This is a genomic window from Delftia sp. K82, assembly GCF_002193035.1.
Classification (GTDB): Bacteria; Pseudomonadota; Gammaproteobacteria; order Burkholderiales; family Burkholderiaceae_C; genus Comamonas; species Comamonas acidovorans.
The window spans coordinates 118727-132966 of sequence record NZ_MYFL01000008.1 but is presented as its reverse complement, the minus strand read 5'-3'; the positions used below and the strand labels follow the sequence as shown (position 1 = coordinate 132966).

Annotated in this window: 13 protein-coding genes; all 13 read right to left on the bottom strand. The window is 55.3% G+C overall.

Translation table 11 applies throughout. The features are described from left to right. Positions 1–23: 23 nt before the first annotated feature. The 13 genes from KDK82_RS30350 to KDK82_RS30295 all read right to left on the bottom strand — a co-directional run bounded on the left by KDK82_RS30350 (position 24) and on the right by KDK82_RS30295 (position 14143). Entirely contained in the window at positions 24–1082 is a 1059-nt protein-coding gene (locus KDK82_RS30350) for a hypothetical protein (RefSeq protein WP_088167088.1), read from the bottom strand. Between the two features lie 603 nt (positions 1083–1685). Further along, entirely contained in the window at positions 1686–4592 is a 2907-nt protein-coding gene (locus tag KDK82_RS32465) for a hypothetical protein (RefSeq protein ID WP_143343574.1), read from the bottom strand. A 622-nt stretch (positions 4593–5214) separates the two neighbouring features. Further along, positions 5215–7086 carry a DUF4942 domain-containing protein gene (locus KDK82_RS30340; RefSeq protein ID WP_179218021.1) on the bottom strand — a complete coding sequence of 624 codons (1872 nt, stop codon included), beginning with the start codon at positions 7084–7086 and terminating at the stop codon, positions 5215–5217. Positions 7087–7197: 111 nt separating this feature from the next. Beyond that, on the bottom strand, positions 7198–7875 hold the full coding sequence (locus KDK82_RS30335) for a hypothetical protein (protein WP_088167086.1): 678 nt from the start codon (positions 7873–7875) through the stop codon (positions 7198–7200). Between the two features lie 22 nt (positions 7876–7897). Further along, entirely contained in the window at positions 7898–8095 is a 198-nt protein-coding gene (locus KDK82_RS32460; RefSeq protein WP_143343573.1) for a hypothetical protein, read from the bottom strand. A 677-nt stretch (positions 8096–8772) separates the two neighbouring features. Next, the gene (locus tag KDK82_RS32920; RefSeq protein ID WP_179218020.1) at positions 8773–9195 is read right to left on the bottom strand and encodes a hypothetical protein; all 423 of its coding nucleotides are present in this window, start codon (positions 9193–9195) and stop codon (positions 8773–8775) included. A 112-nt stretch (positions 9196–9307) separates the two neighbouring features. Continuing rightward, the gene (locus KDK82_RS32455; RefSeq protein WP_143343572.1) at positions 9308–9706 is read right to left on the bottom strand and encodes a hypothetical protein; all 399 of its coding nucleotides are present in this window, start codon (positions 9704–9706) and stop codon (positions 9308–9310) included. A 221-nt stretch (positions 9707–9927) separates the two neighbouring features. Continuing rightward, complete coding sequence (locus KDK82_RS32915; RefSeq protein ID WP_179218019.1) at positions 9928–10080, bottom strand: hypothetical protein; 153 nt, start codon at positions 10078–10080, stop codon at positions 9928–9930. Positions 10081–10203: 123 nt separating this feature from the next. Next, on the bottom strand, positions 10204–10341 hold the full coding sequence (locus KDK82_RS32910) for a hypothetical protein (protein WP_179218018.1): 138 nt from the start codon (positions 10339–10341) through the stop codon (positions 10204–10206). 43 nt (positions 10342–10384) lie between these two features. Then, positions 10385–10669, bottom strand: coding sequence for a hypothetical protein (locus KDK82_RS30320; RefSeq protein ID WP_143343571.1), 285 nt, complete (start codon positions 10667–10669; stop codon positions 10385–10387). Positions 10670–11467: 798 nt separating this feature from the next. Next, the gene (locus KDK82_RS30305) at positions 11468–11764 is read right to left on the bottom strand and encodes a hypothetical protein (RefSeq protein ID WP_088167108.1); all 297 of its coding nucleotides are present in this window, start codon (positions 11762–11764) and stop codon (positions 11468–11470) included. Positions 11765–12137: 373 nt separating this feature from the next. After that, a complete protein-coding gene (locus KDK82_RS30300) occupies positions 12138–13625 on the bottom strand; it encodes a DNA cytosine methyltransferase (protein ID WP_088167080.1) in 1488 nt (495 codons plus the stop codon). A gap of 71 nt (positions 13626–13696) precedes the next feature. Beyond that, positions 13697–14143 carry a hypothetical protein gene (locus KDK82_RS30295; RefSeq protein WP_088167079.1) on the bottom strand — a complete coding sequence of 149 codons (447 nt, stop codon included), beginning with the start codon at positions 14141–14143 and terminating at the stop codon, positions 13697–13699. Positions 14144–14240 lie beyond the last annotated feature (97 nt).

Sequence of the window (14240 nt, the reverse complement as noted above, 5' to 3'; positions counted from 1 at the left end):
CCTTTCTGTGTCGTTCCACCTAGTCAGTCCTCATCGTCGCGTACGTTCTTCACCGTAATCCGGATTTCAGGGTTGAGGTGTTCCCGGAGGTGGTAGAGACCCTTGACGTTCTTCAGCCCTGCCCAGACTGCAACTTGGCTGGCTGGAACGCCTTCATTGAGCCACATCACCAAGCGTGTGTTGCGAAGGATCTGCGGGCCCAGACGAGCTGGCAGCGGCTGACCTGCCGTCTTAGCCGCAGCGACGAGAAGGTCTCGCACCAGCAGGAGCAGGGTCACGGATGTCATTTGACCAGCTGGTTTTCCACCAGGACGGCTTGCCGCACGGTTCGTGCAAAAAAGACTCTCAACTTCCGGCTTGCTTGCGACGCGGGGCCGACTAGCGAGCCAATCCTCAAGGGCGGCAACGGCCTCCGTGGGCAGTACAACGCGGCGCCGCTGGTTCTTGCCAGGCCCATCGAGCTGGAGCTGGTGAGGTCGCTCCGTCCCCTCGTCCATGGCATACAGGACCGAATTCAGCGTGAGCGTGCGAACTTCCATAGGTGTCAACGCCATCGCGGTCAGGCAGATAAGCAGCGCGCGATTTCGGGCACTGATCGGATCTCCATCGACTGGGGCGAGCAGGATGGAGTTCAGGGCCGCCCACACCTTTGGCGTGACGATCGCTCCAAGCGGATCTTCGCTCGGCGGCGTATCCATTCTTTCGAGAGCTTTTGCCGGGTTGGACGATACCCATCCTTGTTGCAGTGCGAAATCGTAAATGCGCTCTAGCAAACGCCAGTATCTGCGGCGGGTAATATCACTGACTTGGGTGTCTTCTTTGCGGCTTTCAGGTCCAGATGTCAGAAAGCCGACGACATCCTCGCTAGTGACGGCGTGCCACTCTATAGGGGCTGGCAGTTCCGCATTTCTGCCAGTCTTCAGATACTTCGTCCAGGTACTCCAGAAGTACCGATACGATGGCTCACCTTTAAGGCCAATAGGATCTCTGTCAGCCGAAGAACCGTAATCGAGCCACAGGTCAAGCAGAACTTCGGCGCTCGGCGGCTCTTTGAAAATCGATTCTTGAAATAGCTCAGACATAAGTCTACCTTTCGAGCATCCTCAATTTCCACATTATCACCCAGGATCTCTACAACTGCTAGCGATAGCTTTGACAAGCAGGCAAATTTTCTCAATACGGCAGGTCATGTAATATCAATACAACACTTCTATTGATTCTCTCGTGGATTCCGCAAATGCTCTTATTAATGCCGTGCCCTACGAGGGCTTTCTATTCTTCCTCAATAGCGTACTTGGCCTTGGAAGATAAATCGGATAATCGTCCCCAACCACCCTCTTCCAGTGACCCTGTCATAAACTCGATAGCGCAAGCGGGATAACCTTTCCACGCCTGCTTCAACCTATTGGACTACCCTCCTCCGTTGGTGATTGACAGCGTATTTAGCTCCCGTCAGCGAGGTCATGTAATATAAATTGAACCGCCCTTGGCCAGCAGAGCAAGCCAACACCGCACCTTGAACGCCTGTTAGAACCGGGCTTCCCTCGCCCTTGACCAGCTGCAGGCCCAGTCGTCCTAGTAATGTGCCCATGACCGTAAAACGTTGCCGGGCTAGTGAAACAGGCTCCTGCACGCCAAAAAAAAAGGGGCCGAGGAAATAAATCCTCGGCCCCTTCACGGTTTCATCACTTCACTTCTTCGGCAAAGCCGATACCCGAGCCACCTTCCATGCGAAGCCCAAAACGACCGATCGAGGTTGCATCCTGCCCCGCCTTCGCGGGAGAGCCATCGTAGGTGATCGTGAGATCGTTGACAGCAATTGAAGCGCGATTCAGCTGAAACGGCATGTCATAGGTCCGGTTCGCATTCAGCACAACTCCCTCGCTTGCCAAGCCAAGATGGAGGACGTGAGGACCATCCTTCAAATTCAGCGGTACCGGAACGCTAAACGCCTTGTATGACTTCGCACCTTGAAGCTCCAGCCCCAGAGGTGACAAAGCATCAATGGCGCTCGTACCACCGACACTTACCAGGCACGGCCATTGCTCTATGAGGCCATTGATTGCACTCATATCCGCGTTCAAGCTCGCACCGACCAAGCGTGCTGCCCTGCATGCGGGCATGTGGCCAGGGTCAGTGGCCTCACCGCTCTTGGCAACGTTCAAGGAGGCGATCACCCGGTAGTTGTAGATTTGACCGCGCACTGGCGGCACGTCATCAACCACCCTGGCCGACTTACCGGTTTGAATCAGCTCCGCATCACGGTATACGTCATACGTGAAACCGGCTGCGCCATCCGCTGGTGCATCCCAAGTAACACGCACCAGATCCTCCAAGGTGCCGTCCGTGGCCTGAAGATTCTTGACCGGCATTGTCGGTACGCTTGCAACTGTTGTTACCTCAATGGGCTTCAACAACGAAACACCGGCTGGTGGGACGGCACGAGCAGTGCCAACCAAGGTTTTTCCGTAAAGGATGTTGTAGTCCAGAGCGTGTTGGCGGCTACCAGCCTCGCCCATTGCCAAGAAGCTGTCCAGATCTGCCCCACCCTGTACGCCGAGCTTGGAGACCCAACTGCCTTGCGCCGCACCGTTGTAGGGAAGCGATCCTGCTCGACCCATTATGGTGCTTGCGGTCAAAGGGTGACCGAGACCAAACTTCAATGCCAGGGTGTCGCCGGCGGGGGGCAGAATCAAATCAAGAGGGATTTCGAGGTTCTTCCCCTGGTCCGCCGCTGCGGGATCCGCGTACTTTACGCGCAGCAGATAGCCACGGGTACCCCAGACGCCAGGGCGCCACCGAATGACGCTCATGCTTGCCGACTCTGCCCCAGCAGCCAGAGAAGATGTGCCCCCAACTTGATAATCGCCAGTGGCCACGGCAAGCTCCAAGAGCATGGGCAAACCTTCAGTACGACTGACTGAGACCTTGAGGAACGCTTCCGCGTCTGTTTGGCCAACGACAAAACTGTTGCCACCAGGCCCAGTGCCGATAAGCGCCTGAAGCTGCACAACTGGCTTTTCGAGCGGCCTCAACTCAAACGTTACTTCGCAGCTAGACAAGGTAACCGCGTTACTCACGTCAACCTTCACATGATAGGTACCGATACGCCCGCCATGGTTGGAGAGAGGGACGTCAAACTTGTAGACACCGGCAACTGGCGTGGGATTGTAGAGCCTTGAGTCCAGCTCACCCGTCGCTTCACTCCAGACCCTTGCAACAACTGCTGTCGTCTGATTATTTGCCGCGAATTGGACGCTCACCGTCCCATTTATGTCATACAAATAGGGCTTATTGACAGCAAGTCCACTGCAAGTCGCGTCGCCCCAAACCCTAATATTTACTGGAGTTGAGGGCGACCCGTAAGGAGTACCATCCTTGAAAAACTGGCGCGAGAGAACGTAAACGCCAGGTGTCGAAGGAGCAATGAGTGAAACCTGGGAAGTAGCACTAGTATTCTGCGTGACATTTCCTGGGAAGATAGCCTTGCCATCACCAAAATTGCCGGAGCCGGATGCTTGCGCAAGGTAAAACTTGCCGTCGCTTGACCATGTTGTGTAGCCGGTATTCTTCCAAGTCTGTGGCACTATGAAGGATGCACCGGCCCGTACATTCTCTGGTGCTGACTGAGATACAAAAATCGGCATTATCTGCGGAATAATAAAGCCTTTCGCCACACCACTCCATTCACCGGCCCCTGCAGCATTTGTCGCCCTTACTCGGAACTCGAATATAGACTCATCGGTAGTATTAAATATATAGCCACTGCTCGCAACGAGGGATGCCCAGTTCTCGTCGGGCTGACGGCGATATGAAAGCTCATACCCGGAAGCCCCTTCCACTGCGCCCCAAGTGACTTGGATCTTTCCGACTAGGGTCCCTTGAGTTGCTGCAATAGCTGCAGGTTGAACCATGCTTGCGGCACAACTACCGGTCACACTCCATCCATTAGGTACCCTGCATGTAGCTGTCCCATCACCTACTACGCCGGCTGCGATGTTTGAAATTGCCACCACTGCATTTGGCTGTCCTACGCCAAGAGTTGCTTTGCAAGAATTACCAGGCCCCCAAGCAACAGTGGCTGCAGCGCAGTTGTATACTTTGATCTCGTAGATCACGTATAGTGTTTGGAATCCACGGTACCCGGGGTTACTGGAAGGCGTTCCTCCCGTTGAATAATCGTACCCACCAAGCATCGCTCCATCACGGTCCTCACATGGTTGTGATTGAGCATCCGCGAAGGAGGTCGTGCTATATCTGCTACATAGTTGTCCAAAACCAATGGTGTACTTATGTCTTACCATCAATCCGTCACTTGTCTTGGCGTGCGATACGGTCTGACTGGCGCCCGGTACGAGGGTAATCTTGGTTCCATCGCCTGTCCCACCAAAGACAGCACCATCATTTTGAGCGGTGATCTCTAGTGACATAGTCGCGTTGTTTCGGACATAAGCAGTCCCGGCATGCGAGCTTATGGCGGCGAAGGATAATATTGCAAAAATCAAGGACTTGCACAGTCCAATCGATAGCAGTAACAAAAACCAATTTTTTTGAGCAATCGGCAATACGGGCGCGCGAGCTTGAAAACTCATGATTTTCTCCAAGTGAAGAGAGTTGCCATATCTGCGGACAGCACACGAATACCTCCACGTGCTACCCCCTGGCGTGCCTCTGATAGTACAGAGTGCTCCTAGCGAAAATCAGCCGAAAAGCTTCCATGTAGGAAGCTGTTCAAGGGAAAACGCCCGATGGGGTGTGGCCGAGCGATGTTCAACCTGTTGCACATCGTCTATGTGTAGCGGACCGCGTGAGGATTGCTCAGGCGGCCCTTACGCAACCACTGCGGCTACACTGTTAGCTATAGAACGCCCTCATCGACTGTCCCGCTCAGGCTGATAATGGCGACGAACTGCTAAGCCAGCTGATCAACATCAAAACCGGAGGTTTCGAAGCAGACTGCTCAGCAAAAGAATGCTTCTACACGCTAAATATTGCCCACTCAATGCACGTTCATTTGCATGGTCGCGGCAGCCCACAATAGGCAGCAATGGAATTGATAACGCCCAGAAAGCCACGCCGCTATTATTTCGCTTTCCGAAGAGCAACTGGTTGACTCTTGGGAAAGCCCCCACCGAAGTGGAAGCCTGTCAGCACCGGTCACAGTGGAGGCGAAGAAGTCGGAAGACACCTTCGCCTGCACGTGACGGTTCTGCTTTACGCTGCAAGCAAGAGCAATTGATCTTGCTTAGAGTGTTCATTGCTATGAGGTTGGTCCCCCATGCAAATTGATTTCAAAGGATGTGATGTCGCCAACGCAGGACCGCAATGAAGGCCTCGCTGGGTATGCACCATGTCAACCGCTGCACTCAAACGGTCAAGCTGGAGCGTATCTCCTTCATCCTTTCCTTTAAGGTTCCGAAGGAGTGCGATCGCGGGACGATCATAACCGTAGGAATTGCGAGCGCTCATTTCGTAGACCCTCATGTAATCCTTCGTTAGCGCCTCCCCGCCCTCGTATTGCTTCTGAAAATCGCTATTTGCCTCGTCCATGTTCCCAGGAATCCACTGACGCAGTTTTCCGACGAACTTGTTGATTTTCTCCACAACCTCGCTGGACTTAGGATAGAAATGGAGTGTCTGAACCCCCTTGTAGTAACGCACATCGAAATAGCGCGAGGCTATTCGTTCACTTGAACGCAGATCGGATTTCTTCATGGCAGCAACCAGGCCATCATACCCGTGGGGCTCACCCATCAGATATCCCCACACCTTGTCTACGTCCGCCAGGAACCGTTCAGACTCGTAGTCCAAAGATCCGCCGAACGAAAGTTGAAATCGAGGCATGATGAAACGCGATTTTCGAATGCGCATACCAATACGATGCTTCTGATTCGATTTCCAGCTCCTGTAAAACACCACATTGTCGGATGAACGCTCAATAATGGCATCGAACAGATCGACAATCATATCCTCGTAGATAGATGGCAGTGACTGAATGACCCCAGCCAGGAAGCCGTGGATATTTGCCACACTGAACTCCATGGCATAGATGCTTTCCGCTGATGCCTCGACTTTCCTTCGCGCCTGGTTGCTGAGTCGGTCATTCAGGAGCGAAGAGCGAAGGATCTGCCCCCAGGCTCGCTTCTTGAGGTTGTCGTACCGCACCTTGAAGTCATCGTTGGCCGCAGCACGAACGTTGCCTGCCTCGGTGCGGAAATCACTTCCCACACCCTTAGCCTGCATCTCATCGAGCGTGAGTCCCATGCCCTCAGCGAAGTGATCTGCCAGTGCCACGGCTTCGCTTGCAGCGCGAGCTGCAGCTACTGCCTGGCGGAACCGGTAAGACGTGTCCTGGATGAAGTTTGAAGGAAGGGAAAGGGCAGTACAGACCTCAACTTCTATCTCGCCCCTCAAGGCATCGCCCTTGGTGAGCCCCCCAAGCAACCTGTCCAGATCCATGTAGCGCGCAGGCGTCTTCTCCAAGTAAATGAGCGCTACTTCGACTTCCGTCTTTCGTTCAACATCGTCTATGAACTGGTCGCGCAGAAACTCGACTGTCCCGTGTGCCGCAATCAACTCGACTAAGCGCTGGCGCTCTTGAGTCCGTGGATTACGGATAGACTCCGCATTGATAATGGCCACAATTTCTGCATCGTATACAACCTCCCACGCGTGCAAAACGTGAGCCTCACCGCGAGCAAACGGTGGATTCATGAGAACAGACGTAACCGTTGCCAACGACTGCACGTCCATGAAGTCGTAACCCAGTATCTGGATATCCAACTCCTTGAGGCTATCGTGATGCCGAGCATCGATTTCTACGGCCGATACGTGTCCAACGTCACCGAAGCGTTTACGTGCATAGTCGAACACTCTAGCGCCATTTCTCCCTATCGGCCGATCTTCAATATCTGCAAGCCACGGTAGATCTGCGTCTGGAACTCCGATGAACCCTTCTCGGGCATGACGGATTAGGTGCCCCTTCCCAGCGCTCGGATCGCAGAGGTGGTTGACTGGCCTTTTAAACTTCGCATACATGCGGGCTGCCGTGTGGGCGCCGGTCGGGTAATACTGATATGAACTCATGGTGATCTCCAGTGATAATCCGGAATCACCCCCCATCCGGGAGGTGAATCCCGGATGGGGTTAGTAACGTTTAGCTAATCAATCCAGGCTTGCGCCGGGGTATGACTCAGGTTAATCGCCTGCTATTTCCTCGAACGTGAGTGAGGTGAAAGCAGGCAGCAATAATGCCTTGCGGCAAAGCAGCGGATCATGGGCTTCCCAGCACTGAAGCGCGTCGTCCCAGATAGAACGGTCCACCTCGTTTGCGTCGAGCGGACAGTGCTTCGCTGAGGGAAATCGCACGTCGCCGTCTTCGCGCATTGCCAAGCCGTGAAGTACTCCATCCACCAGGATTAGGTATCCATGGAAGGGCGCATCGATCAGGGCCGTGCCCGTAGGCTTGTCGACCAGCAGCGCAGCCGCAGCAGCGCACCAGCCGCTGTAGGTTCGCAAATCCAACCCTTGAAGAGCGGGCTTAAGTTCCTGTAGGCTGGACTCTGCTGCCGCAACCAGATCAGCATCTCTCTGCGCTATCGCGATCTCCAGCTTGAGGCCGTAGATCGCCTGCGCAAGACACGCGGTGTTGAGTGCCCCAGCGCCAGCTAAAAGGCTATGCATTCGGTCGAACGCGTTGTCGATGGCCGAAAGCGCCTCAAAGCGTTCTGCACCAGCGACCTCGAAATCGACACTCGCATAGTTTGTGTTGCAGTTCAAGCAAGCCTTCACCCATTCCAACATTGAAGCCTCATTGCAGAATAGGCCGTCGGCCTTGTTGATCTTCATTTTTAGAAACACGGTTTGCGTGCTCATAGTTAAATCTCCAAGAAAGCCGTTAATAGGCCCGTGCCTTAATCCGAACCCTGTCGTTGGGGTGGTAGTAGGCAGTCCAAGTGTCAGTATTGGCGTGAAAACCTATACGGCCTGCCGAATTGTGCGTGACACGTTCGACACGAATTTCTCGCTTCGGGTTGCCGAAGCAGAGGACATCGTTTTCGCGCACCTCGCTGACCTTGATGTAGAACTTGTTCATGGCGGCGCCTATTTAGGGCTTTCTACGAACAATGGATAGGGGCTCCACCCATTGGTCGTTTCCAGTTTGATGATCCGGCCCCGCAGTGGACACTGCTCCACCGCATAAGCCAGAGAGCGACCCTCTGCCACTGATTGTTTTGCCTTTGCAATAGCCGTGATGAAAGCGCCGATCCGACGAGCGGGTGCGCTGATTGCCTGAGTAAGCATACTGACCTCCAACTAAGAAGCAGGTCAGCTCCCCATGCGGGAAGTTGACCCGCTGGGGCTAATAAGCCCGGTAAAGGGCGAAATTTGCTGGCTGCTTTGATTCCCCCAAGCTGGGAATTTTGATCGTCAGGGTTACCCTGGCGAAACAATGGTGACTTTCCAAAGAGCCTCCGCGAGAAAGCCTTTGGAAAGCCCTGCAGAACCCCGTAGGGTCTGCAGATGCATGAAAGGGACTACGTGCCCCAGAAGTACCCAGAGGGCGCGCTGCAATTGCCTGCTATGAATCGAAGCCCTGGCATCCTCCGACGAAGAAGCTTGCTCAAAAATGAGTGATCGCCACCTCTCCAGAACCGCAGACTGGAGGTAACGCGGTACCGCCCATCCTCGGCCTTTTTTATGCAAACGCGGTTACAACTCACCAGCGACAGATCGCGATCGCTCTCAATGGTGATATCCAGTTCTCTTCCTTTATTCACCATGGTGACCCTCGTAGAACGAGCGCACCTCATCGGGAACAAATATCAACTCGTTCGGCGCGGATGAGTTGAGGAGCTTTTCCAATGAATCAAAGTCCATAAGTTCCGATTCGAAATTACAATCGGAATCCCTGGAGAAGTCAGTGAACCAAAAACACCGAGTGGCCACCACAACCTCCGGCTCGCCGAGCTTAGCTTCCTCCTTGATTCCTATAGGCCCCCAAAGATCAGGTTCGTAATAGAACCTCGCCTCCGACAGCTCAGTTTCCTCAACTATCCGACGCACTTGAACGAGTCGTCTGAGGAATTCCAAAGATATCTTGGTGGCGCAGTAAGTAGGCCCTCGAAAAAGTTCCTGTGTGGCACGAGCACCAATGACTAGAATCTGTTGCTTAGCCAAATTTTCGATATTCATCCATCGCTCCAATGAAAAGCGCGGACACTGGCCCCAAGAGAGCATCAAGTGCCCTCGCGGGTTAAAAAATCTCCCCAGCCACTTGGCAGGGTTTAAATGCGAAATGTCTTGCCTACCGAATGTAGCTCTTCAGTGCAGCTACTAACTCTTCCTTGCCAAAAAGGTATGCAGTTAATACATCTTGATAGCCGTCATGGGTAACGACTAAGAATTCACAACTACTTGGGGCAATCTGTTTCGCGATAAGGAAGCAATTTTCCGCGCGCGAAAAGACAAATATTTCGCCTTGACTCCAGTTCTTGCTCTCGCGTTGACGCGCAGCCATGGACTCGATGTCGGGATAGAAGGAGACCTGCTCAAGGTTGCAGGGCTCACCGCACGCAAACAGAGCGCTTCGCACGATGTCAAGGGAAAGTTTGTGATGTGACTGCTGCGAACTCGGATTCACCATTTTTCGGTGACCGAACGCCTGAAGTCCCTCTCTCTGCGGGGGAGAGTTTTGAAAAGACATACGACTCCTTTTCGGGAATCGTCTTCCCACTGGAAGAGATTCCCAGTGGGTTGAAAAAAGCCGTGCAAGCACGGCTGAAAGTTGCTGCATCGCTAGATGCGCGGCCAGCTACCGCTTTGACTCCATCTCACTAGGCCGATGGAAAAAAACTAGTTCTTCAAACCGCCCCAAGGGCGCTTTGAGCAACAAGCTCGAAGGGGCTTGAAGGCTTGTCGTGGGCTTCAACGGGCTTCCTCGACACAAGGCAGACCTTTGGCCTGCTGTCGCGAGCGCTCCCACCGCAACCCGAGCGCGCCCAGATTGACGAAAACTGCCAGGACGATTGTCCCGAGCAAGATACGATCAGAAAGGATTTGATGAACGATGTCAGGCATGCCCTTCTTATATTCCACGCAGCCTACCGCGTCAAGATGCTCAGGCACTCGGAAGACAAAAAAGGCAGACCACGCGATGCGCAGCCTGCCTTTTCATTCTAGGCGCCATGCTGCGCCTAACACTTAATCGTTATTGCCTTCACACAACGCGGCACCCTTTTTCGAAGACGACTGCCATTTAAGGCCGACGACAGCAAGGTTTATGAGCACGGCAAAGATTACCGTGCCCAGCGCCACAGGATCGTTCAAAAACTCATTCATGATGTTCCTTCTCCGTATGCAGCCGCATAACTCCAACGTGATTTTACTTATGCAGCGCATGCTTCATGATCGACCGGATACCCAGCACGATGGCGGCGAAAGCTGCCAAATACACCAGGGTGAGCGAGGTGTTGCCAGACATCGCCGCATCGTACATCCCATCTAGCGACTTGGAGGCCAAGTGTGGCATGAGAAGGGCTGTGACGATCCAGGTAGACCGTGAGTTAAGAAATGCTCGCAGCGCCATTCCGCCAAGCATCGGCAAAGCGATGAATGCAGGCAACAGAAATACGAACAGCAGGAACGACATTCCAAGCAAATTCGCCATAGGCAGACTCCTTTATTGATTGCGCTGGCTCACCCCCTTGCCGGGGAGGATCCCCAGCAGGGTTGGTAAGCCGCACCTCAGGAGGCGCGTAGACGTGAAGCCCTTGGCAGAAGGGTTCGATTCAACGGGCGTTGCCCGCGTGGTGCTCCGGATTTGACGAACGATTACCGCCCGTTGCCTTCAGAGGTGGGACGATGCTGCGCAAGGCGTCATCGATGTGCCTGTCATTTAGATAGGCGTACAGATTGAGATCGCCTCTCGCCAACATGCCGCCGCCGAGACGAAGGCGACTGGCGCGGAGTAAATCCCAGCGGTAACGCAGATCCCAGTTCTTGCACCTCATTGCCTGCGAGAAATTCCCCAAGCTGTACGCTTCACGGCGTTCCGGGGTGTCCTCGGGGACCACTGCATCGTGCAGTGTCTGGAGGTCTCGCGGTCTTATCCTCAAGTCCATCTTGTGCTCCATCCAAAAAGTCGGACAGAGCCCCCTGCGGGAACTCTGCCCGCAGGTTGAAAAAGCGATTTCGGTTTAAACCAACTACACCCAAAAGTACGCACGGACAAGCCTGCGCCTCTCCGGGTAGCAGCGCCCGCGAGTGACCTCATAGGGAGCCGAACAGACCAGGTTGCGAAGAGCCGCAGCACGCATCAGCGGCGAATACGACTCAACGGACCGGATGATCCGTATCAGTTGAAAGCTGGGCAGCACATAGGTGGTGCGCACTTGCAGCCAAAAGCGTTGACGCTTCTCGCTGGTTAGAACGAACACCTCGTCTAAGGTCGGACTTCCCATGCGCGTCACGCGACGACGAGCCGTTCGCGGCGCATGCGGCGCGCAAGAGCCGCAACACTGCTGCGAAGCTCATTGGCCTCGGCGGAGCGGAACGGCGCCAGCGCGCGAAAGGTGCTAAGCCCCATCGCCTCAGGGATGCCCATTACGCTCGCCATGCCTTCGCCAGGCTTGAGCTGGACTCCGCAGAGCTGGCGCGCGAGGTTCGCCGTGAAGCAATGGGCCATATACACAGGCCGCCGCTTCCATTCCTCGAACCTCTGGGCGCTTGCAGTACAAGCCAACTTAGCTGATGGCATAGTCATAGAACTCTCCTTTGAAATGGGCGAGTCCATCCCCGGCAGGGATGAGCCCCGCCCGGGGTTTAAAGCGCATTGATCGGTAGCATCGCGGGTGCGTGCCGCATGGATCAAATTGCTCAGACAGGGGACCAAGAAATCGAGGCGCCCCACCCCGCTGGGCTAGTGCACCCACAGGGTTAAGAGTTCGCACAGATGTGCGTGACGAATGCTGATGTGCACGAGGCGCGGACAGCTACCGCTTCAGACCAAGGCAGAAAGCCATGGAGATGAATTTGCTTTCCAAAGCCACCTGCTGGAGGCTTTGGAAAGCCCGCGCACGTAAGTGCACGAGCTGGACCGCCGAAGCGGGAATGCCTAGGTCCTCGACCTGCAGGCCTCACTCAAGAAGTGAGAGCTGCGCAGGTTCGACGACGGGCGCGTATTGCAATGCCGTGGTAAGCACGCTCGCTAGAGATGCATTGGGGAGCTCGTTGGCAGCCAATCTGGCTGGCGCGCGCAACACGCCGGCATCGGCCAAAATGAACTCGCCAAGCAGTTCTCCCACGGCCTCAAATGGCTGGTAGCACACGCTCTGCCCAAGCAGCTCATGGCCCAAAGTCAGCCCCAGACCTTTGATGAGAAACGCCGGTACGCCCTTCAACCGTGCATGCTCCAGCAGAGTGAACTGGCGAAGCAAGCTCGGGTCGTGGCTGCTGCGCAGCTTCGGATCCGTGCTGCGCACCTTGGCATAGCCTTTCGTGATCGTTGGGCAGGATGTGCTGTCCGCCGTGACGATCTGCATCTTGAAACTGTTCCCCTTCTCGCGATCGCGGTCTTGCTTGGCCAAGAGGCCCGCCATGGTTGACCAGCGATCATCATCCGGGGCTACTGTTTCAAGAATCTCGGCGATGCGTCGCTCCACCTTGACTGGGCGGCTCAGCAATGCGAAATCAAAGTCGAGCCCCTCAGTAGTAGCGACCATGCACAGGCGTTCACGGTTTTCTAGGACATTCCACTCGGACGCATGAAGCACTGCTTCGTGCACCTGGTACCCGAGGTCTCGCAACTGGTGCCGCAAGATGAACATCGAGGCCGAAGTGCGATAAGGCACCACGTTCTCGACGAGCACGACAGCAGGCTGTGTCTTCGCGACGATTGCAAGAAACGGCGCGATGAGATGTCCCACTTCCGGATGCTCTTCAGCGTGGCCAGCGCCGCGCTTTGCTCTACCGCTGCGGGAAGCTCCACTGCAGGGAATGCCAGCGCACAGGACCTCAACCTTGTCGATGCGGTCCATGGCCCATGCATCAAAGGCGAGCAGCTGCATAGGAGCAGCCAGCGAGACCGTCTCATCATCCCAAGCGTCATTGTGCGCACTGGCGTGCTCCAGCAGCTCGGGACGGATGTCGTTCGCGAAGGCGAGACGGGACTTCACTCCTGCGGCCCTCATTCCGGAATGCAGTGCATGATCCAGGATGCCACCACCGTGCGAGATCGACCCGACTGAAATGGCTGCTGCCGCTGCGATCTTTGCCCGCAAACGCGCAAGCCGCTCTTTCTTTGCCAGCTCGACAGCACAGGGCAGGATGACGATTCGCAGCTTCTGCGAAATCACACGCACTCGCGTGAAGCCGGTTAGGACCGCCAGGTCCTCAGCGCTATTGATGTCGATCACAGGCAACTCGCCAGCGCCAGCAATCTTGCGCGAAACCCCGCGCTCACCGTCGGCATCAATTTCCAGCACCAGCATGCTCCGTGTTTCGTCCTTGCGGACACGGAAGCGCTTGCCAGGGTGAAACCCAGCGCGCGAGGCCTTGCGGCCCTGCAGCCAGAGACGGGGATTGCCCCGGTGATGACCGATTTTTGTGGTCTCGTAAGCTTTCATGTGAACTCCGTATAGAACGCGGAGCCCTGCCCCAAACGGGACAAAAGCCCCGCAGGTTGGGAAGTGAGCGATCAGACGCCCTGTTCGATCAGCAACGCTTTGAGCGTCTGGAGGCGATGGGAGTCCATTTGAAAAGTGGTGCCCAAATAGCCGGTGTACGTCTCAGCGGTGCGGAAGACCCGGCAAGGTATCGAGAAGTCCACACGGCCGCCAGGCTGCGCACGCCCATCGCGGAAGAACCAGAACGTACCAGGCAGAGTTGCGCGGGTCAGCTCCAGCGATTGCCTGGGCGTGTGAGGGTTGAGAGCCCCTGAAAACTCGCCGCTTCCAGAGGCATGCAGAAAGAATGACCCGCTGGGGGAAGTCTGGAGGCAGTCGTCCCAGGCGTGACTGAAGCGTTCAATCTGACCCGTGGAGAACACCACGAAATCGCCGATTCGGGGACCTTCAATGCGCTCTCGGTTGGCCTGAATTTGCGCCAGGCGCTCTTGGTCATGCTTACCCATTTCGAGTGTCATACCCGTTTCCTTTGAGTGGTGGAGACGGGCACCAGCCTTGGGGGCTTGCGGGGCCCGTCAGGGATGGTGATAGCGCAAGGGGTCTCCTCGCGCCTGG